This window comes from Chryseobacterium pyrolae, from assembly GCF_025153485.1.
Taxonomy (GTDB): Bacteria; Bacteroidota; Bacteroidia; order Flavobacteriales; family Weeksellaceae; genus Chryseobacterium; species Chryseobacterium antibioticum.
Window position 1 is genome coordinate 123194 of sequence record NZ_JANZQH010000008.1, and the last position, 23033, is coordinate 146226.

11 protein-coding genes are annotated in these 23033 nt (G+C 40.7%); 7 read left to right on the plus strand and 4 right to left on the minus strand.

Annotated features, from left to right (window positions below; all coding sequences use genetic code 11):
* Positions 1-50 precede the first annotated feature (50 nt).
* Together NZD88_RS16475 and NZD88_RS16480 are read right to left on the minus strand one after the other, a co-directional pair.
* A complete protein-coding gene (locus NZD88_RS16475; protein ID WP_259830571.1) occupies positions 51-890 on the minus strand; it encodes a hypothetical protein in 840 nt (279 codons plus the stop codon).
* Between the two features lie 137 nt (positions 891-1027).
* Positions 1028-2521: a tetratricopeptide repeat protein gene (locus NZD88_RS16480; protein ID WP_259830572.1), complete on the minus strand. Its 1494-nt coding sequence runs from the start codon at positions 2519-2521 to the stop codon at positions 1028-1030.
* A 69-nt stretch (positions 2522-2590) separates the two neighbouring features.
* Between NZD88_RS16480 and NZD88_RS16485 the strand changes: the two genes are divergently transcribed.
* The 7 genes from NZD88_RS16485 to NZD88_RS16515 all read left to right on the plus strand — a co-directional run bounded on the left by NZD88_RS16485 (position 2591) and on the right by NZD88_RS16515 (position 11374).
* Positions 2591-2782, plus strand: a complete 192-nt coding sequence (locus NZD88_RS16485; RefSeq protein WP_259830574.1) for a hypothetical protein — start codon at positions 2591-2593, stop codon at positions 2780-2782.
* Between the two features lie 110 nt (positions 2783-2892).
* Positions 2893-3888 carry an alpha/beta hydrolase gene (locus tag NZD88_RS16490; RefSeq protein WP_259830576.1) on the plus strand — a complete coding sequence of 332 codons (996 nt, stop codon included), beginning with the start codon at positions 2893-2895 and terminating at the stop codon, positions 3886-3888.
* Between the two features lie 116 nt (positions 3889-4004).
* Positions 4005-4880 (plus strand): helix-turn-helix transcriptional regulator, encoded by an 876-nt coding sequence (locus NZD88_RS16495; protein ID WP_259830578.1) that lies wholly within the window; start codon positions 4005-4007, stop codon positions 4878-4880.
* A 227-nt stretch (positions 4881-5107) separates the two neighbouring features.
* Entirely contained in the window at positions 5108-6640 is a 1533-nt protein-coding gene (locus tag NZD88_RS16500) for a long-chain-fatty-acid--CoA ligase (RefSeq protein ID WP_259830580.1), read from the plus strand.
* Entirely contained in the window at positions 6637-7515 is an 879-nt protein-coding gene (locus tag NZD88_RS16505; RefSeq protein WP_259830581.1) for an alpha/beta hydrolase family protein, read from the plus strand. Before NZD88_RS16500 ends, NZD88_RS16505 begins: the two co-directional genes overlap by 4 nt.
* 12 nt (positions 7516-7527) lie before the next feature.
* Positions 7528-10188 (plus strand): TonB-dependent receptor domain-containing protein, encoded by a 2661-nt coding sequence (locus tag NZD88_RS16510; protein ID WP_259830583.1) that lies wholly within the window; start codon positions 7528-7530, stop codon positions 10186-10188.
* A 4-nt stretch (positions 10189-10192) separates the two neighbouring features.
* A complete protein-coding gene (locus NZD88_RS16515; RefSeq protein ID WP_259830584.1) occupies positions 10193-11374 on the plus strand; it encodes an alpha/beta hydrolase in 1182 nt (393 codons plus the stop codon).
* A gap of 255 nt (positions 11375-11629) precedes the next feature.
* Here the strand turns inward: NZD88_RS16515 and NZD88_RS16520 are convergent, their stop codons facing one another.
* Positions 11630-11800 (minus strand): hypothetical protein, encoded by a 171-nt coding sequence (locus NZD88_RS16520; RefSeq protein WP_259830585.1) that lies wholly within the window; start codon positions 11798-11800, stop codon positions 11630-11632.
* Between the two features lie 316 nt (positions 11801-12116).
* Entirely contained in the window at positions 12117-23015 is a 10899-nt protein-coding gene (locus NZD88_RS16525) for a hypothetical protein (protein WP_259830586.1), read from the minus strand.
* Between the last annotated feature and the right edge of the window lie 18 nt (positions 23016-23033).

Below are 23033 nucleotides of genomic sequence, written 5' to 3' on the forward strand. Positions count from 1 at the left end.
TGAATAATCTCCGGTTAAAATTGACCATAGTTGTAATTATAAATATTAGATTATTGTACGGCTGTTGCTGTAATATCGAATCTGTCGTAGATGTTGCTTCCAAAAGTGGCGCGGATTCCCTGTGTATTATCAACGGCATTTACAAAGCCTTGTAGTTCAATAGAATAAGTTCCGGGGATTAAGGTTATTGGGCAGCTGTTTGATGGATAAAAAGTACCGCTTACATAATAGTCACCGGTATTTGAAAAGGGTAGAGCACTGGTACATATTAATCCATTTGTTGAGAAAGGGCTTCCTGCAGGTACGGTCTTCCATACTATATTGGCACCTATCTGTTTAGAGGCTCCATCATTAAAGACAGGACTTCCCGATGCGGTTAGCAGATTCAAAACACCTATACTGTACGAAAAAGTAACGACAGAAGTTTGTGAAATTGTAAAACTTTTAACGAAAAGTCCATTGGTGTACCCTGGTACATTATTGATGGAAGATATAGTCTGGGCTGTAAGAACCGCATCCTGACCGTTCGCCCCTGAAAGGATTTGAGGCAGTAGAGTACTGGTTGCCCTTGTTGTAATATTTCCTGCCGCATCTGCGGTCATTACTTTTATATTATTAACATTAGTTCCCAATCCTTCCATCCGTACAGTACCTGTGGTATGTAATTGGGCAGATGGATTTGCAATGCCAATACCCACATTGCCATTATCCACGACTGTAAGCATTTCTAATGCACTGGAATTATTTACTTCTAATGCTTTTGTAGCGTAAGAGCTCCCTTTACTTACAATGTCTAAAGCTGCAGATGGGTTGTCGGTATGAATACCTATTTGTGAAAACATAAAAGTGCTGCTGATCACGAAAATAAAGACTGCTGTTTTTTTTCTCATAATAAAGTGTTTTTCTTTGGGAGACAAAACTATTGTATTGGAATACAGAACGGGTAAAAAGCAGACTTACATTTTATTACAAGATATTACATGATTACTTTATATTATGTAAATAATTGATTTTCAGCGTTTTATTTTTATTGTAGTTTTATTAGCCAGGTGTAGATACTTTCGGAATTACTAAGATTAAGTTTTTTTCTTATTCTGGATTTCCTTGTTTCTACAGAGCCCACTGAAGCTCTTTTGAATGTAGCTATCTGTTTGGTGTCAAAATTCAATTTCATTAAGGCACAATATTCTAAATCCGAAGGGGTAAGCTGTGGATGTATTTCTAGAAGTTTTTGATTAAAAGTTGGGAACAGCTCTGAAAATTTCAGATAAAAAGTGTGGTTGTTATTTTTAGCCAATTCTATAACATAATTTAAATCCTCTGAATTTGCTTTTGTATTTTGGATTATTTCAAGAGAATTAATTGCTGTATCCGGATTATTGACTTTTTGAGATTCGCTTTGCTGAGGGGAGATCGTTTGGTCTACTGTGTTTTTTCTTCTTCTAATCAAAATAAATAATAATGCCGTTATAATAACAAGACCGATTATAAATGGAGCTGTAAGATGAGCATTATTTTCTTCCTTTTTTTCTGATTGGCCAACATTTTCTACAATTCTGCTTTCCATAGCAGATAGACTGTCACTTATTCTTTTTGCCTTATCTAAATTATCAGCCTGATTTTTATAATCCTGCAGGCCCTTGTAAGATTCTGCAATTCCAGAATAGCTTGCCATTAATTCTGCCGGCAGTAGCTTGTATTCTTGTGACAAGTGTATGGATTGACTAAAATATTCAATAGCGCTTTTGTAGTTTCTTTTTTTATTTTCAATATGTCCTTTCAGAACATAATAAGAAATATATTCAGGATTTTTTGTTTCATTTTTTGTTAATTCTGCATACCAATTCAGATATTTTTCTGCTTCGGGAATTTTATTCTGATCATAGAATACTGAAGCTAAGTTTTTAATGTTTTTCGCGATAATGATATCCCGTTTGGGGAATTTGGTGCTCACCTTTTTAGATTCTTCATAGGCTTTATTAAAATAAATCTGAATAGAATCATATTTGTTTTTTAATATATTTTCGCGATCTATATTCTCAGCTATTTTTCGGTAAGCATTTGATTTTGCAAGATATCTTCTGTCATCTTCTTCGATTTTATCTGCAACATATAATGCTTTACGGCTGTTTTTATCCGCTTTATTGTAATATCCTAATTCAGTATAGATGGTACTCTGTAATCTAAGAAGATCTGCCCAGATGACATAATTTTTGTTTTTTCCGGCCAATACAAGACCTTCAGAAATTTTATTCAGACCTTCCCCATAATTTTGTTCATTGATGTAGATCTCAGACATTTTTACAAGAGCTCTTAATTCTCCTTTTTCGTAATTGATCTTTTGAGATTGATAGTATATTTCTGTACATAAACGAAGCATTTCTTTCGATCCTTTATTAACATAGGCATCTTTACTGGTCGTTATTGTCCATAAGCTATCAATTGAGTGCTGATCTGGTTTTTGTCCGTTTATAATATTAAAAAAAAGTAAGGCGAAAAAATAAAAAGTTTTATTCATCATTATAATGCTCTTAGGGCAAAAGTACATTTTTATATAAAAAAATTAAAATGTATTAATATATTTAATATAATGAGCATAGTAATCAGAACTTTAATCAATCGTCTGATAAATAGAGTTGAAGCCTCTGCTAATGATATCCGGAAGCTTAGCTGGCGAAAATACATGGCCGATAAATTATTCCTTAAAGCAGACAGTGCAAAAAGAAAAAGTGAGGCTATTCTATTCAAATTATTTCCAATGCCTGTACATCACTCTATTTAATATTTACTATAAAAATTTCCTTTTTCGTATCATAAAATTTCTTTTTCGTATCATCCGGTGATAAGCATAGTATTACTTTTGAAAGAATACAATTTTATACCCCTGTTATTATGAAAAAATATATTTTATGCTTAATAATTTTCCTGATCTCTGGTTGGTCAGCTGCACAGCAATATCATCCGCTTACCCTTCAGGAAGTAGAAAAGAGATTACTGCCCCAGTTTGGTCCTATGGTTAATACTCCGATTCAGGATATTACACTGGAAGAAATCAAAAAACAGCGTAAAATTGATTCAGAAATGCCCTGGCCTGAACTGAAAAACAAAGATAGCATTGAGGTGGTTCATTCTAAAATTCCTGGATTTACTACAAAAGATCCTGAAATTCCCGTAACAATTTACAAACCTAAAAACGCGAAAAATCTCCCCATATTTCTATGGTTCCATGGGGGCGGTTTTATCTATGGAACACCAAAATGGGATCATCAGAAATGTGCAGACTATGCACAGAAAGGAAATATTGTTGTTATTAATGTTGATTACCGTTTTGCTCCGGAAAACCCTTTTCCGGCAGCACTTCACGATGCCTATGCTTCTTTATTGTGGGCGAATAAAAATGCAGAAAATATTGGGGGTAATCCAAAACTGCTTGCCGTTGGAGGAGCGAGTGCAGGAGCTGGTATATCAGGAGGTTTGGCACAATATGCAAGAGATCAGAAAGGCCCTAAAATCAGTTTGCAGGTTCTGGAAATTCCTCCGGGTGATTTCGAAATGAAATATCCATCTGTCATTGAATTAAAAAGAATTCCCGGTCTCAAAAGTGATGATTTCCCCATTATAAAAAAGTTTTACATAGGGAAAAACGGAAATTCAAAAGAAAAATACATCCTGCCAGGAAATATTGAAGATGTTTCAAATCTTCCGCCAACAGTGATTTTTGTAGCCGGAGCAGATCCTTTGCGGGATAGCGGGCTGGCTTACGCAGACCGGCTGATAAAGGCAGGTAATTTTACCGAACTTCATTTTTTTGCAGGATATGCCCATGGAATGCCGCTTCCCGGCAGCACGGAAATCACATTGAGAGCAATGAAGCAATTTCTTAAATAAATAATTTACCACCTGTAAGAGACTTTAGATCAGTTTACACTTCATACTCTTGTAAAAACATGATATTTGTCATGTATTTAATTTTTATTAACTTGCCTTACAAATAAATACCCCTTATGGAATTAATTCTTCCTTATCTTGAAGCAGACGGTTTTAAACAAGGTCTGGTTCAGGATTACAGATTTGGTGAGAAAAATTTCTTGAATTCTACTATTCTGGAAATGCCATCAGATTTGGGAAGTGGGAAGCTGATTCTTTTCAATAATAAAAATTTTCATTTTTTCCGTGGAAAATGGAACTTCCATGAGGAAACCATTTTTCATTCCCCGCATAAAGTTGGAGATAACGGAATGATGGATTTCCGAATCAATAAAGAAGGAAAGATCAGCAGTAATTTTATATATGATGAAAAAGAATTCGAACACAATACCACTGATATTGATGGAATAAGGATTTTTGTGCCGGAAAGCATTTTCCCAAAAGATAATGGGCTGTTGAAAGAGAAGCTGGAAAATGCCCAGCGTAATTATCTGAGCCAGGAAAAACTCAAAACTATTTTTGATACTCCTTTTGATGATGCTTCATGCAGTATCATTCTTGAAAGCAAAATTCTTGAATTTCTAAGTTACTGGATACATTATCTGCTTTCAGAAGAAAAAACGTTCGAACACAAAAAAGCATTGGAAGATAAAATAAAACTGGCCAAAGATTTTGTTGATACTAATGCATTCCAGAGCCTGGCTATCAAGGAAATCAGCCGTTATTGCGGGCTCAACAGCTGTGATCTGAAAAAAGGATTTAAAGATTATACACAGCTACCTATACATCAATACATCATTAAAGCAAGAATGGAAATGGCCAGATCTATGCTTTTGAAAACTGAAAAATCAGTTGGCGAGATCAGCGACTTTATTGGGTATAATAACCGAGGTCATTTTTCACAACTCTATCTCCGCTATTTCGGGAAACTTCCTTCTGAAGAACGTCTATAAAATTAAACACTTTTATATATTGCCTTATAAATGATAGATATACTGTCATTTATGGGCGATTTTGTTTTTATACACGTTGAAAAAATTCCCTTTTCGTATCACGGAATTCCTTTTTCGTGTCAGCACCTATTCAGCATATCATTAATTTGGAGTTAAGATTAGTTGATGTGAAAACTACCTTGGTTAAAGGGATTTCATATCAATATTAACTTAATATGAACGAAACTATGCTGAATTTATCAATTTTAGTAGAACAAATTGCAAAAAGAAATCCTGAAAAACCTGCCTTAAGTCTTGGTGAAGTTACTTTAAGTTATAAAACTCTCCATGAGAAAATTTGTCAGACCGCCAATGCCCTTACAAAGAAAGGCATCGGTTATGGTAACAATGTCGCTTTGCTTTGTCCTAATAATCTTCAATTTCCGATTATTTTTTTCGGGATATTAAAAACCGGAGCAGCTGTTGTTCCGCTGAGTATTTTTCTTAAACCTGAAGAAGTGGCTTATCACCTTTCTGATTCCGACAGTACCCTGTTTTTATGTTTCGAAGGGACTCCGGAACTGCCGACAGGAAAATTTGGAAAAGAAGGATTTGATAAAACCGAATCATGCAAAGATTTTATCAGCATCGGCAATATAGCAGAAGATATTCAGAATTTTGATGATTTAATAAAAGATGAAGAAACAGATTTTGAATCTTACACAACTTCATCAGAAGATACAGCCGTTATCATTTATACTTCCGGAACTACTGGAAAACCTAAAGGTGCAGAGCTTTCACACATTAATCTTTTTACCAATGCAGAAGCCAGCACAGCAATCGTGGCGTCTTCTGAATTTGAAGGGCAACTTGTTGTTTTACCATTATTTCACATTTTTGGGCTAACGGTCATGATGCTTGCCGGAATCCGAAAATCACTTCACCTTATTTTGCTGCCAAAATTTGAGGCAAAAACAGTTTACCGGATTATTGACCATTTTGAGGTCAAAATTTTTGCTGGTGTTCCATCCATGTACTGGGCCCTTCTCAATGAGGAAGATACTGAAGAAAGCAGAAATAGTATTAAAAAATTAAGGATATGCCTTTCCGGTGGAGCTTCTCTTCCTGTAAAAATAATTAATGAATTCGAAGACCGTTTCGGAGTTCCGATTTTCGAAGGGTATGGAATGTCTGAAGGCTCTCCTGTGGTAACGTTCAATCAGTTGGAAGTTGGTAGAAAACCAGGTTCTATAGGAACTCCCATTTGGGGAGTTGATGTAAAGATTGTAGATAATCACTGCAATGAACTCCCCGTTGGCGAAAAAGGGGAACTCATCTATCGCGGTCCCAATGTAATGAAAGCCTATTACAAAAAACATACAGAAACACAAGAAGTTCTGAAAAATGGCTGGCTGTTTTCCGGAGATATTGCTGTAAAAGATGAAGACGGTTTTTTCTTCATTGTAGACCGGAAAAAAGAAATGATTATCCGAGGCGGAATGAATGTTTATCCGCGCGAAGTAGAAGAAGTGATGATGAGAAATCCTCATATTTCTATGGTTGCCATTATTGGCATCGATGATGAAAAACTAGGGGAAGAAATTAAAGCATTTGTGGTGAGGAAAAAAGAAAGCAAGGCGTCCGAAGAAGATATCAGGCTATGGACAAAAGAAAGAATTGCCCAGTACAAATATCCGAGAATCATAGAATTTATAGATGAGATGCCCTTAAGCGCCACAGGAAAAATACTTAAAAAGAATTTAAAAAAACAACTGAAATGAATTATTGTAAAATCGCAGTGCTGTCCATTGGATTATTGACAGTTAGCTGCTCAACACAACATGTTGAAAGCGCCAAAACGGTTTCTCTAAGCCAAAAGGCAGAAAAGCTTACCGACATAAAATACGGTTCACACGAAAGGAACGTGATGGATATTTATCTTCCTGCTGACAGAAGTCCTAAAACGGCATTTCTTATTAATATCCATGGAGGAGCCTGGGTACAGGGTGATAAAAAAGACGATGGAAAACTTTCCGAATACCTTCTTTCAAAGGGGATTGCTGTTGCCAATCTCGATTACCGTTATGCCAATCTTACAGATACACATCTTCCGGAGCTTCTGGATGATATTGACCATGTTGCAAAATATCTTTCTTCACATGCCCGGGAATGGAATACCAGGAAAAACGGTTTTTCAATTTCCGGAGGAAGTTCCGGTGCCCATGTTTCGCTGATGTATGCCTACACGAAAAATCCTCAGATCAAAACCATCATAGAAATGTGTGGTCCTGTAGATTTTACAGATGTTCAGACATTACAATATGTGAAAGCAGCTAACCTTTTGGATGTCCTGAATAAAATGTCAGGAAACAAAGTCGTCTGGAATCCCGGTGATGCTATCCCCGAAGCTTATGTTAAAACCAGTCCTGCCAAATTTGTGAATCAGATTCCCACGATGATTATTCATGGTGATCAAGATGAGGTGGTTCCCATCCAGCAGGCTTATATTCTGGAAAAAGCCCTTAAGGCAAAAGGAGTTCAGTATAAATTGGTCATAGTTCCCGGAGCCGGGCATCTTATTACAAAACTACCGGAAAATGAACAGACGGTATTCACCAACGTGGTAGAATGGCTTAAAAAATATGGCACAAATTAACGATTAAAGGATATGAATACTAAATTTTTAAATACAAAAATAACTATAGCAATACTTTTCCTGACAGCATCTGCAAGTGTACTGGCTCAGAAAAAAGAAGCTGATACGACGAAAACAAAAGATATCGATGAAGTGATCATGACCGGGGTATTTGATAAAAGGACAAGAATGAATGCACCCATTGCTATTTCTGTCCTGAAAAGCGATGTCATTGAGAAGCAGGTTCCAATTAGTGCTGCAGATCTGCTGAAAAATGTTCCCGGGGTGTATGTCAATTCTTCACTGGGAGAGATCAGGAATAATGTCAGCTCAAGAGGGATCAGTGCAGGTTCTTCAGATGGTACGTTTGCTTACGAATATATATCTATGCAGGAAGATGGTTTGCCGGTAACCAATACCACCTATTATAATTATGGCCCTGACTTTTTTCTACGAGCAGACGCCACAATTTCTCAGATTGATGCTGTGAGAGGAGGCCCTGCTTCTATTACTGCGGCTAATGCGCCAGGTGGAATTTTCAATTATATTTCCAAAACGGGCGGAAATAAATTCGGAGGAGAAATCCGGGCCAAATATGGTGTCCAGGGAGCAAATAATTCCGGGTATCACAGACTTGATGCTAATTTTGGAGGACCTTTGGGAAACAACTGGTTTTTTAATGTTGGAGGATTTTACAGGTATGATTTAGGAGCCAGATATGCCGGATATCCGTTTAATAATGGGGGACAGGTAAAAGCAAACATCGTAAAAAAATACAATAAAGGAAGTCTGAAAGTATTTCTAAAGTATCTTGACGACAAAAATGGCTATGCACAATTGGTTCCTACAAGAAATTATACAAGTCCTGAGCCGGCAGAAGGGTTCAGCAGCAGTTCATCTTTACTGATTCCGAAATTACAGTATAATTCTCCGGATTTTATTCATGGAGGAGATATAGATTATAATTCAGGTCGTCTGGTGAGTAACAAATACCGGTCTGTAGGATTAAACTGGGAGCACAACCTGGGAAATGACTGGAAGTTGTTTTTTGCAAGTAAGTATTCTGATAATGACGTAGTACAGAACAGCGTAGGAAATTCTTTTCTTACATCCCTGGATGATATGACCTCTTATTTTTTGGTCGGCGGGCTGGGAGTGGGGACCTATTCCTTTAAGGATGCCCTCACAGGACAGGAGCTTGCAAGCGTGAATGCTGCCCTGGGAGCCGGAGGATTACCGGTTTACCAGATCACCAAGAATCAATTGCCGGGTCAGTCTATTCAGAATAATTCATTTTTAATGTCAGCGCTTAATTTTTATGAAAATAAGGTAAAGGAATCAATGAACCAGCTGACCATCAATAAAAAATGGAACAAGATGAATTTCTCATTTGGCGGTTATTATGGCTATTCGGATGTATGGCGTTTTTCCGGAATCAATGGAATAGGGCTTACGACTTTAGAGAACCGGCCAAGAATGATGACTTTAAGTTTAACGGGAGTTACCACTTTAGATTTTACAAAACCCGGTGTTTATCAATTAACAAACGGTGATGGGTTTGCCCAGGCGGCCGGCAGCACGGGAGATTTAATGGAATTCAAAGCTAAACAACAGCAGGGAGCTGTATTTTTCGGGCATACCTGGGATATTACGGACCACCTGACGCTGGATTGGGGAATACGGTATGAAAAAGTATGGATCAAAGGAGATAATACGCGAACCTATCTGTTTTCTGATAAAAACGGAGGTACAGATGGCAGCATTTATACCTTGTACAATAACAACGCCCTGATAAAATTGACGAACGTTGCCTACAACAGACAGCTGGAAAATTTTTCCTATTCAGCAGCGCTGAACTATAAATTTAATAATAATGTTGCCGTATATGCCAGATACTCTAAAGGCAGCAAGTCTCCGGACCTTGATATGTTCTTTGCAGCCAACCGACCGGAAACGATAGATTTACTGGATCCGCAATCGAGAAAAACGCAACAGGTGGAAATGGGGTTTAAGACGAAGACAACCTATTTTGATGCTTTTATAACTCCATTTTACAGCTTGCTGAGCAATGTACCTTACAGCTTTATGGCAGATGACGGAAAAGGCGGGTTCTACACAACTCCTTCATTATATAATAAAAATGAAACATTTGGAATTGAATTGGAAACCAATATCAGACCGACCGATAATTTCAATATCAGAGCTGTGCTTACATTGCAGAATCCGAAAGTGAAGGAAGGTTACTTATGGAACTTGGGAAGTGCACCCGGTCCCGCAGATGATACCGTATTTTCATATTCAGGAACTACTATTGCCTATACGCCAAAAATTATGGCTAATGTAACTCCTAATTTGAAAATTGGTAAAGCATTTGGATTTGTAACCTGGAATTATATGGGAAAAAGAGAGGGGAGCAATACCAATGTCTATAAATTGCCGGGATTTTCACAGTTTGATTTGGGAATAGGGTATAATTTAAATGAGAATCTCAGCATGCTCATCAATGTGAACAATGTATTTAATAAATATGGAGTGATGAGCTATCAAAGACCGGGAACCCTCCAGCAACAGCTTGCCGGTTTCGAAAACTTTACCCAGGCCGAATATGCTTCTGCAGTTGCTAACAATACTCCTTATTTCACGATTGCGATTCCACCAACTTCCGGATATCTTACGGTAACCTATAAATTTTAATCCAATGAAAAAGTTTTTAAATATATTTTTTGCAGTTTTGCTCTTCATTATCCTGGTGTTGTTAGTTATTCCCATGGCTTCAGTGTATCTGAAAGCACCCATGCTTCTGAGCGGATACAGCAGCTCGTTTACCATGCAGTTCAATTCCCAGTTTGTTCTTTTGAGTCTGGTATCACTATTGATTTGTTTTCTTTTTTATAGATATGGAAAATACTGGCGTAAATTATTGAAAGCTAATCTAATCCTTTCGGTTTTGTTTTTTCTTGCCCAGATGTATTTCACTATAGTTATGTTTTCTACGGCTAAAAAATACAATACCCAAGTTTCATTTTCTCAGGGATTAAAAACTTCTGAAGAACCTATAAAACCTACAGAGACCTATTCTTATCTTACAATTTACAACGAAGAACAGCATATAGATGTTTTCCGGCCGGAAACAAAATCTTCAGTACCTGCAATTCCTGTTATTCTTGTGCACGGCGGTGCTTTTATTGAGGGGAACAGAACTCAGGTCGGTAATGCTGCCAATTGGTTCAAAGATCATGGATACACCGTTTTCTCTATCGATTATCCTTTAGGAAGGGAAGACCGGCACAATTGGGAATCTGCTGTTAATGCAGTAGTGACTTCGATGGGGTTTATTGTGAAAAATTCAAAAAAATTCAACATTGATCCGAATAAAATAGTTTTGGTAGGTGGCTCTGCTGGAGCCGCTTTGGTGATGCAGGCAGATTTAGGATTAAGGAAAGGTTTTGCAAAATCTTACGATTCCCCGCAGCCTCCGGTTCCTGCCGGCGTTATTGCTATTTATCCGCCCGTCAGCTTATCCGAACTCTGGCAGAAAATAGATGAGAAAAAAAATATCGATTTGAAATATGCAGCCAGAAGATATCTTGGGGGATCACCCACCGAAGTTCCACAGCGCTATGCACAGCTGAATTTAATAGATCAGCTTTCCGAAGGAATTTCCCCAACGTTAATTGTTGCCGGTGAAATAGATCACGTTGTAAATATAGAAGCGACAAGAAAATTTGTGAAAAAAGCGGAAAATCTGAAACTTCCTGTTTCTTATGTTGAAATTCCTTATGGAGAACATGTTTTTGATGCTAATCCCAATGCTATTGCGGGACAGATTGAATGGAATAAAATAGGGGAGTTTTTAAAGGCTAATCACCTGGAAAACTGATGGACTTCAGCTGTTTTATGATAAACAAATTTAAAGCCACTGCTTTTGCAGTGGCTTATTTTTATTAATGCAAAATTACAGATTTCGCTTAGCGATGAAGTTGAAAGGAGATCAAGATCTATTTTAATATATTAAAAAAATGTTACTTGAAATAATGTTTAGACTCGCAAGCTGAAAAATGAAATGTCATCACAGATATATAAATTTTTTTATAAAATAAAACCTAGCCTTAATTAGAAAGCTATAAATACGGTGTTATTTTTTATAATGACCTGGTGCGTATTGTTTTGCTGATTTTGCACCGGTTACTTTTTTCACTTGCCCTGGCGGAAGACCATGGTTTCCGTTAGATTTTAATATGGGAGCACAGGAAAATACAAATGATCCCATAAGAAGAATTGCTCCAATAATTTTTAATGTATTCATTATGTTTTTTAGATCTACTAAGGAAATAATCATGCCAAGTCAATTTAAAAATAAAATTTTGTAAATACTCAAAATTTGAAAGTTTATTCAAAACAATACCTAAGATCTTTATGGAATATAAATTTCTTTGAAAGGGAGTTATAATTGTTTTTTTCTTTTTATTAAAAAAGGGAATGAATAGCTGTAAAAAGTTTTTGATGATTATTGCCATATAGTTTTTCCAGTTCTTACAAAAATTTTTATAAGAACTGAATTTACTTGACTCGTACACTTTACAAGATTCAATAACCATAATTTCTGTCTGTTATATATATTGTCACGCATTTATATCTGTAATATTCTTATAATATAGTACGATATTTTTAAGCTCTATCAACGGCAGTTTGCTTTCGCTGAGAGATGAGAAGACCGCTATATCAATCTGGAACCAGGCCTCGTTGTTGACAGGCTTGTGCTGGCTGTACCATGTTTTAAGCGTATTGGCCAGACGGCAAACAAACGGGTCGGAGTCGCTGAAGGATGGTTGGCATCCTCCCGCAGGAATCTCATAATCTGTCGGTATTTCAAAAGTGAATGGTGCTGCAAGCAGTACGGGTAATTCTATAGCAGGCAATAGGTCTCCTGAAGCTGCCAGTAAAGGATAATTCCATGATATGCTGAGCTTCACCAATTGCTCTGCCAATTCATCATACGTAAAGAATGTGCTGAAGAAGTTGGCTAATTGCTGGGCAAGCGGAAGGTTCAGTCCCGTATCATTATTAATTCGGGCAATGTCAAAGGTATCATCATTGCTGAGTAATGGGATCAGTTTATTAGAAAACCTTACTAACGGTGTGCGGTATATAAAGTCGCTCACTGTCGGATTATAAGGAACGAGGTCTTCATTACGTATAATAGACAAGCCTGCCCACGCATATTGGAACTGTAGCACATTCAGTGAATCTACGTTGACATTGCGGGATGGAATGTTGAAGGATTCTTCCCATGACAGATAGGTTTTATCTTCCGCCTGATACCAATACGCATTAGGAATAGGCACGCCTTTCTTATCGGTGGCATTCACTTTCGTATAATGATCAATCGTCACGTAAGGGGTTTGTGGCACATCTGCTTCCAACACAGCTTTAGTACCACGGTACAGCAACAGATCATCAGAAGACATATCAACCGCAGGCACGATAGTTACCAGTAAGCGGTTGCCGAAATCAGTATCATCAGTCTGGCGGATGATGAAATCGTAGGCTCGGGCAGTACCATTGCTGTTAGGGTTCCCGAAAAGCAGACTGTTGAATTCGCTCCAGGCAATAGCAAGGTTATTGGACAAAGTGACCATTGTTTGTAATGCATAATAAGCATTGGCCAGATTAGTATCACTGCTGTCTGATTGAGCATTAATCAATTTCAGATAACGGTTGAAATCGTCCAATACCTGCGGCCATACGGTTACAAACTGAGCCAGGTCACTGAAGAGGTCGCGGGAAGGTGCTCCGAACATTTTTACGGAAGGATTCGGAATCATATTGAACTCAATATCAGAAAATATCTTATCCTGCGCAGCCTGATCTTCGGTATACGAATACGAAAAGTCCCATTCGGATGCTTTGGCCAGACGCGTTTTGGTGGTATCGCCTTCCACAGACACGCCTTTGCCTGTTTGTGTGGTCAATGTAGGTGGTGTAGGGTAGTTGCGCAGCACTACAGGTATATCTACGTTACCTAAGCTTTGCTGCAGAGATGAGGCAACAGAGGCTGCCTTAAGCGTGCTGCCGGTATTACTGCTTACATCAGCAGGTATAATAAAGGTAAGCCAGTTAGAACCCTTGTAACCGTTGATGCCTGCTACTTCACTGATGTCGCATTCCACATGGGTGACTACATAAGTGATATCCAGGTCTACGCTGGTAAATTCCTTCGCATTTTTAGTGGTAAAGCTGAAAGTAAGGAAGGAATCCTTATCGATGGCATCTTTTTCATTCAACTGTATCTTGGAGGTGGAGATGCTGTATTCTTTTGCTTCGCCATCTGTTTTGTTACCGATCACCGGCGTACCATACAGGCGCGGCGGTGTTTGATAGTTGCCGGATGCCACAAAGTCTGATTCGGCCGTTACTTCAAATTGTACCAGAGCATTGACGGTGTAGGCATTACCAAGCTGGTTGAGCAGTTGCTGCTCGAATTTATCTTTCGCATTGTCAAGACTGGTATTGTCACCCGGGACGGATGAAACATAAGGTGCTGTAAGTATTGGTTCCACTTCCGAAGAAATGGCTCCGGCTAGTTTAGTCTTAGCATTGGTGATGGCCTGCAGGTAAGTAGTGGCATCTATGCCCTGTGTTTCCAGCCAGGCTTTTTCCTCATCCGATTTCAACTGATCCACAAGGAAAGCAGGTATAGCGTAGTCTGCACTCAGGAATACATCGATGGCATTCAGGGACTGTGCGCCCCAATTATCCATATCTATGCTGGTAAAAGTCTGTACTTCGCCTTTGCTGCAATCCAGACCCTGGCCTGTTAGATAATCACATATGGGTACACCACCTTTAGAAACAAGGCTTGTGGCCAATGGCTTAGGTGCATAGAATACAGCATTCAGTAAGCTGTACGTATAGATGTTGATGCGGTACTGATTAAACTGTTCAGCTGTCAGTTGTTGCTGCAAAGCAGTGTCAAACAGATCTCTACTGTCATACAGGGTGCCTACCAAAGTATGGATGGCACTGGTAACATCGGCTGGTACGCCATCTGTTGTCAGCTGTGCAATAGAGTCAGCCGTCAACTGATAAGTACCCGCCTGGTTGACATGCCAGTAAATACCCTGGCCGGATTTTAAGCCCATGCGGACTACAAACACAGCCTGGTTATTGACACCGCCTGCTGTTGCTGCATTCGTACCTATGGCGATCTTCAGTTCGTAATTGTCAACACTTAAGAAGGTAGCTTCAAACAAGGCAGCAAACTCATTCAGGCTGTACTGCGGATCAGTGCCGTCCTGTGCTGTTGTGGACATCGTTTTCGGCTTCACCTGCGTAAGAGCGCAGGTGACCAAATTGCTGTCTTTAAAGTCCGTGTTCACATACTGCAGGTCTCGGTAAAAATCAAGATTGACAGTGAGCTGCAAAATGGAATGGGTATCAATATCAGCTACATTAACCGGACTGGTGAGCGGGTTCATGACCGGAGCCGTACCCTGATTTCCCTGGCTGCGAGCCGATAAATAAGTGTAAATATCTTTTACAAACTGCAGTAACTGGTTGAATTGGTCTCCGGAAAGATCGGTGGCCTTGCCAGGTGTAAGCGAAGTACTGAGTGTAACAGTTAATGTATTCTTACCATCTACCGGATTTAACTGGGTCAGTTGATAATATACATTGGTGTAGGTCAGTAAATCATTGGCGGCATTCTGTTTCCAGTCCTGTTGCTGATCTGCCAGTACATCCGGCAATTCGTTATAGCGTTGTGTATTGAAGTTGAATCCCAGCTTCAGTTCCGGTTGATTATCGGTACCGAGGTCAAATAAATAACTCAGTTCCACACTTGGCCATTTACCTAATCCTTTCAATTCATCCACATAACCTGTCTGGATAGGAGGATTATTAACCGGTGTAGCAGGATCCAGCTGCGGATCACTGAATGGGGTCACTGTTACGTTGCCATAATAATCTACCCAATCAAAATGTACCTGCACCGGATGACCGATACCACGGTAAGGGTTATCATCTTCCTGCGGATAGCCGGCCGGATAGCTCATAAAAGCATTAGGTTTAGCGAACTTGGCAATAGGTACCACCTGGTTGTAATACCATATCAGATCGTCGTCACCGTTGCTGTCGTCTGTTTTACCCAGCACATCGTCCTGTGTCTGTGGCTTGGCAGGTCCTGCAGGTAAACCTACAATACTTTCTGTAAACCAGCTGTTCTCTACTACCTGATAGCTGAGCAGATTGTACATATTGTTGAGGTATACTTCGGCATAATCCGGATCCGTTACTTTAGGTTGTTTATCCGGATCAGGGTTAGGATTCGTACGGTTCAGATCGAAACCGGCAGTACCTTGCTGTACAGCGGTTACCTTATGCAGGATCTGATCGTTGATGCTAAGCGTGGTAGGATTCACAAAGATGTTCACGACATCCCTTGCAGCCCAGGCCATAGCAGCCATGTCTATAAAGTAATAGGCAGCAATGGTTTCGAAGGTTGCACCTGCCTTACCGCCGATGGTATATTGTACTTGAGGTAATAGGATGAGCTGCCAAAGCGGAAGGTTGTTCCAATCGCTGATACCAGGGTTAAGTTGCTGTATGGCTGTTGCATCCACTTCATAGTAGGCTGAAATAGAGTTCAATGAATTACCGGGACCGTTGGTTCCAACTTCACATATCAATCCGTTAAAGGTGATAACAGGTACAGGATATTGTGCAGGATTTGTTACATCTACTTTAGTGTTGAGGGTTACTTTTTTATTCAGCTCTACCAGTTCGGCAGGCAGTATATTGAAGCGGGCCGTAATGCTATCAATGGTATCATCAGGAGTGTTAACATGGTATGACAATCCTTCCTGCATTTCGCTTTGTGCATAGACCACGCAGGAGTTCGCATCGATCTTATCACCTGTTACGGCGCAGGTCATATAATCGGTTGGCTTGTTGTTGTACTGGCTGCTGTAAGTTACCAGCAGACGGACATTGGCTGTATCCCCCTTACCGAATACACTGGAAGGGAAACCTGTATTGCCTTCAGTTTCGTTGTACATCAGGTAATAACCTCCTGAACGGGTAATGCTGCATTCCCATAGCAGGCGGATGAAATCGTAGATACTGTTCAGTACACCTGTGGTCGGTGCTACTTCAGCTTCCTCTCTTGCCGCCATTTTCAGGGAGGTATCAGGATTGGTTTCAGTAGACAAGTTGGCTTGTACGATAAATGTTTTCATATGCTCCATGCCAACGGACAATAATCCGTCTGAGCCTTCATACAGCCATTGTATATCAACGATTTTATCGGTGTTATTGTTGACTGATTTTGGATCTAATGCCAGCAACAGTCTTTGTAGAATAGTTGCATCAGCCTCGCTGGCCCCCAGAAGTTCATAGCTGTAAGCATTTACAGAAGCTGTAGAATCGGTATTAAGAAGTTTAAGCTCTATATCTACCATCGTACTCCATCCGTAGTAAGAGGATGGCCAGTAATCCATCACACCTTTGGCGGCATCGTACTGTCCTATCTGAACACTGAACGCTGAGCCTTGCTCTTTAGGCAGGGCCAGTTGGTTGAGCAGACCGGAAGGGAACTGCCAGATCAGAGGCGATATATTACTTTGGTCTCCCGGAGATCCGTAAGGTAAATTCAACGTTCCTGATGTCTGCCATTTTGTAGTAGTCTGGAAGGTATATTGTACCGCCTGCAGATTGAAAGGCTGCATAGGAGCCAGTTCCAGTACATCCGGTTGTATACCTGTTTCCTGTGCATAGGTAAGCAGGGTACTGATCTGGTTAAGATCTTCAGATGTTAATGTTATATCGAGTGTATTGCCATCTTCTTCCTTCATTGTTTTTCCGTTGAACTGCAGCCAGCTTAAAGAATTGTTGATGAGCTGTATCGAGAAGTCGGCAGGTATTGTAGCAGGCAGGGCAAATTCCTGACCGGTCAGTGCATACAGGGCGCAATTGGAACCGGTACAAGGTGAACCTTCAGAAAGCGTAAGCCCCGGAAGGGTAGTAGGCAGACGCATACCATGTAATTGATACCGCGATACCATACCTGACAGTTGTCCATAAGAATTATTATCAGTAAAGTATTCCAGAATACTGCCTACAGTAAGGTATTGCAGACCCGGAATATTGGCATTGGTATATCCTTCGCCGTCATAGAAGAATTTGTCTTGCTGCTGGTTGGCATAATTGGTAGCCAGCAGGGCTGCTGTGGTATTATATTGCTGTGCTAATGTATCTAGCGTGTCGGCTTCAGCTGCATCGGTGAAGGTAACGGTAGTATGGATAAACGGTTGCACCAATACCTGACCCAGCGGTTGGACTTGCAGGGCTTGTACCTGTAAGTTACCCGCGAGATCCTGAGGGGTAACCGTAGCATTTGCTGATATTGAAATAGCGGCTGCCATGCTGGTAAGCGTATCGCCCGGTACAATGGTATATAGGGTAGTGTTGTATTCAAAGCCGTTACCTGCAATGAATAATCCTGGTGTTATCTGGTTTTGCATCAACAAGGCACTTACGTCGAGGTTTTTGTATACGTCCGTGCAGATACCTTTAAAGGTGTCTTCGTTCTTAGCAGTATAGATAGCAGCTCCAATGATCAGCCAGCTGCCCATCATGAGTACTGTCGTATTCTGGAAGTTGGTATCAGCGGCAAGATCGCTTACCGTTGTTTTTAATCCAGTAGCTACTGAATTGATGGTATCGGTAGCCTGTACATTATAGGAATTGCCTTTATAGGTAAGCGTTTGAGGAACCAATAATCCTGGTACAGCTGCGTTCTCCGTGATCAGCATGGTTGCTGTAATGGCATAAATGGCAGCCACAGACGTGAAGGTATCGCCATCTGCAATATCATACATGATACCTGTTATTACTACCGGATTATTGCCGGTAAGCGGATGAGTCTGATTAGCCGTAGCAATGTCCTGTACATTGACCTGATTGCTTGTTCCGTCTACACTAATACCATTAGCCCAGTTCACCATAGCAGATAAGCTGTTGCCATTGCTGAGGCGATAGGTAAAGTTATCCATCGCATCAGATGCATAGCCTGCCAGCTGCTTGCCTAACAGTACGAAATAATCTTCGAAAACAAAAGTAGACATACTCCATTGCTGCGGATCGGATACTGCAAATCGAGCAGTGGTCGCTGTTTCTTCCTGTACTTTTACAGCCAGCTCATTGAACCATTCTTTCACTACGGAAAGATATTCCTGCGTAGCCATATTATAATTATTAAACTGGATATCCAATGAGATATCAGGCACCTTTAGTTCAAGATCAAAGAACATAGGGAAGATGGCTGCTGCGGTCAGATTGTCTTCCAGCAGTTGAACGTTTACTGCCTGGAAGCTGTTTTGCAGGAAGCTGAGCAGATCATTGGTTGGTATAGGGAAAGGATTGCTTTCGCTGGACAGGAAGGCGATCAAAGCATCCAGATCCGCTTTTGAAATACCTTCCGTATCTACTTCTGCACGGGCAGATTGTGATGGGGTATGATCAATATAGTTCAGTACCAACCAACGGAAGAAGTCAGCGCATAAATATTCAAAAGAAGTCGTAGTTCCACTGCCGTCACCTGATGGATCAGGTGCATCGGTGAACAGGGTCGCTACATATTGTGCGGTCTGGTCTTTCAGGTTACCATTTTCAGGTCCTGATATAGTTAAATGAGGCACAAAATACAGATTCAATGTAGGCAGGCTGTCCGCAGAAGTTGCTGTCAATACAGAACTGTAGTTGATAGGCATATGCGGAGAACGGCGTATCACCATTTGATCAGGCCAGATTTCCTCTGTTGCTTCAAATGCATCAATGGTTGCAAATTCAACGGGCAAAGCACCATCAATCGGTGTTGCCTTGCGGACAGGTGCAATACGTACAGTAGCCGCAGGTGCAGATAATCGGGCAGCAGCATGTGGCGCTCCAAGATTGTTGTTCCAAGGTGCTTTGGCGGTCTGGTCTGTACCAATGGTAAGGTCAAAGCGGATTTTGGCGGTAAAGGTAAAGTGAATGGTAATGGAAAAAATACCAAGATTCAGCTTAGCAGAAACCCTGACATCCACTGAAGCTACAATAGCCAGTGGTATTTTGTTATAGGCTTCAAAAGTAGCCTGTGCATACACCATAACCGTAATATTGACACTGGCCGATATGATCCCGAAGTCTATGGAACCGTATAATTTACCAATAATTCCGATGGTGCCCTGCAGATAATAATAATAGGAGGTTTCTACCTGTTCTTTATTGCTTTCCTGTAGAGCTCCGCTGTAAGGATAGTAAGCGGCTATCACCCCTTCAATGATACCAAACATGGTGATGCTGAAACCGGCATTGAGTATACCGTAATTTACGCTATAGCCCACACCTACCTGCAAACCGATCCCAAATACGATCACCGGATTAAAGTTTCCGTAATTGGTTTTAGGAACTTTATTGGTCGTGGCGCTGCTGAGTTTGCCGAAATATAGACCTCCTGATCCCATAGCAGGGATACCCGGTGGCACAATGGCCTGCAGGGTGAACGAGCGGGAGAAGTCCATATTATGAGGGAATCCGATATCCACCATGAAATCACCATTGGTGTAAATTTCAATACCGATGGAAGGCAGCGTGATATTAACCGCACCAAACTGCAGATAACGCAAGGCATTAGGCAGCGTCAGATCTATTTGATAGACCCCGATAGAGTCTGAGATCTTTTTATACATGATCTCAAAATCGAGACCTTCGAATATCTTGGCTTTTCCGCCTGCCATTGCGATGCGTAGTCCGTACAGGTTAGGATCATTAAACACGACCTGCATATCCAGCGTCCATACTGGTTTATCCTTGGTGCCTGCATTCAGTATACCAAAATTGGTGGCGATCAGCCAGTTGCTGTCCTCATTGAACTGCAGCAGGGTGTTGCCTGAACCCGGTCCTATAGGCACAGTGCCCGGTTTAGGCTCGGTAAAGGCTTCCTGCATGGCCTTGGTTACATCTTTTATTGAATTGTATTGGGCTGGATTGACCAATTCTACGTGCTGACCCATGGCCAGTAGACGCAGATCGAAATACTGGTTGCCTTGTCCCGGTACTTCCGGCATTTTCTGAATGTCCTGTCCGCCGGTGGAAGGTTTGAACAGGTTACTGTCGTTGATAGAAGGCACCACGGAACTACCGTCGAAGGTAATGAATACCCCTTTCTCGGTTTTGGTAAGGTTGATGCCGTTAATATTGATGAATACAAGGTTAAGCGTTTTAGGCAGTTTGTAGGTAACCTTAATATCTTTGGTGTCGAGATTGTAAGTCACCGAGAATCCGTCCAGACTTATTTTGTTCAGTATATCCCATGGAGCATCGAGTTCAAATGTCGGGTTGAACAGCATCTTCATGAAAGAAGTGATCAATCCACCCAAAGTCCAGTTTTTAATCGAGAAAACAATGGTTCGGCTTTGTCCGCTTATATCATACATGGCGGTAAAACCTTCCCAGGTAATCGCGAGTTGCTGGTTGTTCTCGGAGAAATTATAGCTGATGCCAACGGTGGCATTGAAGTAGTCCAGAGTGACACTGCCCAATACACCGCCGGAGTATTTTCCGGTGGCAGAATCATTGCTTGCCGCTTCATATTTCAGCCAGAGATTGGCGATGATATTGATTTTCTGATCGATAATCGGGAAATTAAAGATCCATTGCAGACCTCCTTTTACTTCATAGCTGCTTTTTCCTGTTCCGCTTGGAATGGTGGCATTCAGCGAGAATTGTGTAATATTTAAGCTGTCGGGAAGGAAGCTGGTAGGCAGACTGATGGTCTGGAATAATTGCTTAATGAGTTCACCCAGATTTAAATTACTGCCTTCAGGCATAGCCAGACTTAAGTCCCATCCGTCAGATGAATTGTAATTCACATCCGTATTGAGCTGCAGGCTGCCAATGGCAAATAATCCTGATACGTGGGCTGTAAATATACTTGGACCGGTGCCGCTTGCGGGTGAGGAAGAAGTCAGTCTTAGGGTGCCATCAGTTACCGAAACATTCGTGATGAAATTAATGTCAATATTGGCATTGGCATAAAACTCGTAATACTTGCTGTTGATATCCATATTGATACCGAAAGCGGTAAATTCAACCAGCAATAAATTTTCAGGAATGTTAATAGTTCCTCCCGTAATGGCCGATAATAAATTGTTAAATGTAACCGATCCCGTAAAGGCAGCAGAAAGCGTCAGATCTGAAGTAATTTCTACATCGAAACCTCCCACAAATATAGTAGGGAAGAAGTTGACTCTGGCGCTGAAATATAAACTTTGTGCATTAGTCGTGCCCGGACCGATGATGACCCAGTTCACATCGAATTGCTCAATAACAAAATTGTCGAAAAGCGTCCATGCGCCGTTCGATCCTATATAGGCTGATACGCTGGTTATACTCAGTCCATTGCTGAAATCCAGAGAGGTATTAAATCCTTTGAAAGCAATACTGTTGAGGTACTGTTGTAAAGTAGGTGGTATGGTCTGAAACCAGTTCTGCCCGGCCATCAGTCCAAATAAACTGAGCGGGGTAAGTGGTTTGTCCGGTTCGGAAGCTACATTGAGCATAAACGAGGATGATCCCGATTCAACAGCCGCACTGAAATTCAATACAATAGCATCGCCAGCCGCCAGTAATAAGCGGAAGTAGAGTATAGGCGTCTGTACTTTTTCCGTCTCACCTGCTGCTGGCATCAACCCATCATCCGTTTCGTATTCAAGACGCAATGCATTTCCTTCATCTTCCGGTTCTGTGGGAATTATTTCTTCTTCGGTTTTAATCTGAAACCCAATGCCAGGGTTGCTTACTTTCAGAAATCCCAATGATATTAGAGTGGCATCTACATTGACAAAAAGATCCAGATCAGGATAAACGATATCTTCGTTGTTGACCTGCGACGGATCTATACTTCCCACAAGAGCCAGTTGTGTGGATGAGGTCCAGGAAGTAAAGAAATTCACGACAGGCTGCAGCCATTTGGTCAGTGTAATAAGCGCTGCAAAGTTCTGTCCTTCTGTTAAAGAAATATTTTTTTGTAGCCATTTGAAAGCAGGTAATTCCTGCGTACTGAAAACAAAGGAAGGCGAGGTGTAGGGAAGATTGTCAAATACACCTCCTGTCATATATTCCCAGCTTGTGGCAAATACCCAGTTGGAGAGATTGATCTGTATGGTAAACTGAACTTCATCCGCATCATTCGTTGTAACGGTCAGGGTGACGGAAGTATTAGTCTTTTCTACATTAAGTATGGCCGCCGTTGCGTTGCTAATCGTCAGTGTGTTTCCCACAGGCTCAGGTATAGAAGTACCGGAGGTGTCGATTAACAGAAACGAATCAGCAGGCAGCTTGTAGCTTTTGGACAAAAGATCGTCCAGCCCAGCCTGAGGGATCAGGTCCGAATCGGTAAAAGATGCTGCATTAATAGTAATGTTGTTATTATTGGCAGCGGCCTGGCTCCTGAAGGTAGCAGCTAATTTGGATAAGCTCATAATAAAAATAATATTCGG

Excerpts from the sequence above, each read along its gene's own strand:
- NZD88_RS16475 (WP_259830571.1), bottom strand. The coding sequence starts at position 890 with ATGAGAAAAAAAACAGCAGTCTTTATTTTCGTGATCAGCAGCACTTTT.
- NZD88_RS16480 (WP_259830572.1), bottom strand. The coding sequence starts at position 2,521 with ATGATGAATAAAACTTTTTATTTTTTCGCCTTACTTTTTTTTAATATT.
- NZD88_RS16485 (WP_259830574.1), top strand. The coding sequence starts at position 2,591 with ATGAGCATAGTAATCAGAACTTTAATCAATCGTCTGATAAATAGAGTT.
- NZD88_RS16490 (WP_259830576.1), top strand. The coding sequence starts at position 2,893 with ATGAAAAAATATATTTTATGCTTAATAATTTTCCTGATCTCTGGTTGG.
- NZD88_RS16495 (WP_259830578.1), top strand. The coding sequence starts at position 4,005 with ATGGAATTAATTCTTCCTTATCTTGAAGCAGACGGTTTTAAACAAGGT.
- NZD88_RS16500 (WP_259830580.1), top strand. The coding sequence starts at position 5,108 with ATGCTGAATTTATCAATTTTAGTAGAACAAATTGCAAAAAGAAATCCT.
- NZD88_RS16505 (WP_259830581.1), top strand. The coding sequence starts at position 6,637 with ATGAATTATTGTAAAATCGCAGTGCTGTCCATTGGATTATTGACAGTT.
- NZD88_RS16510 (WP_259830583.1), top strand. The coding sequence starts at position 7,528 with ATGAATACTAAATTTTTAAATACAAAAATAACTATAGCAATACTTTTC.
- NZD88_RS16515 (WP_259830584.1), top strand. The coding sequence starts at position 10,193 with ATGAAAAAGTTTTTAAATATATTTTTTGCAGTTTTGCTCTTCATTATC.
- NZD88_RS16520 (WP_259830585.1), bottom strand. The coding sequence starts at position 11,800 with ATGAATACATTAAAAATTATTGGAGCAATTCTTCTTATGGGATCATTT.
- NZD88_RS16525 (WP_259830586.1), bottom strand. The coding sequence starts at position 23,015 with ATGAGCTTATCCAAATTAGCTGCTACCTTCAGGAGCCAGGCCGCTGCC.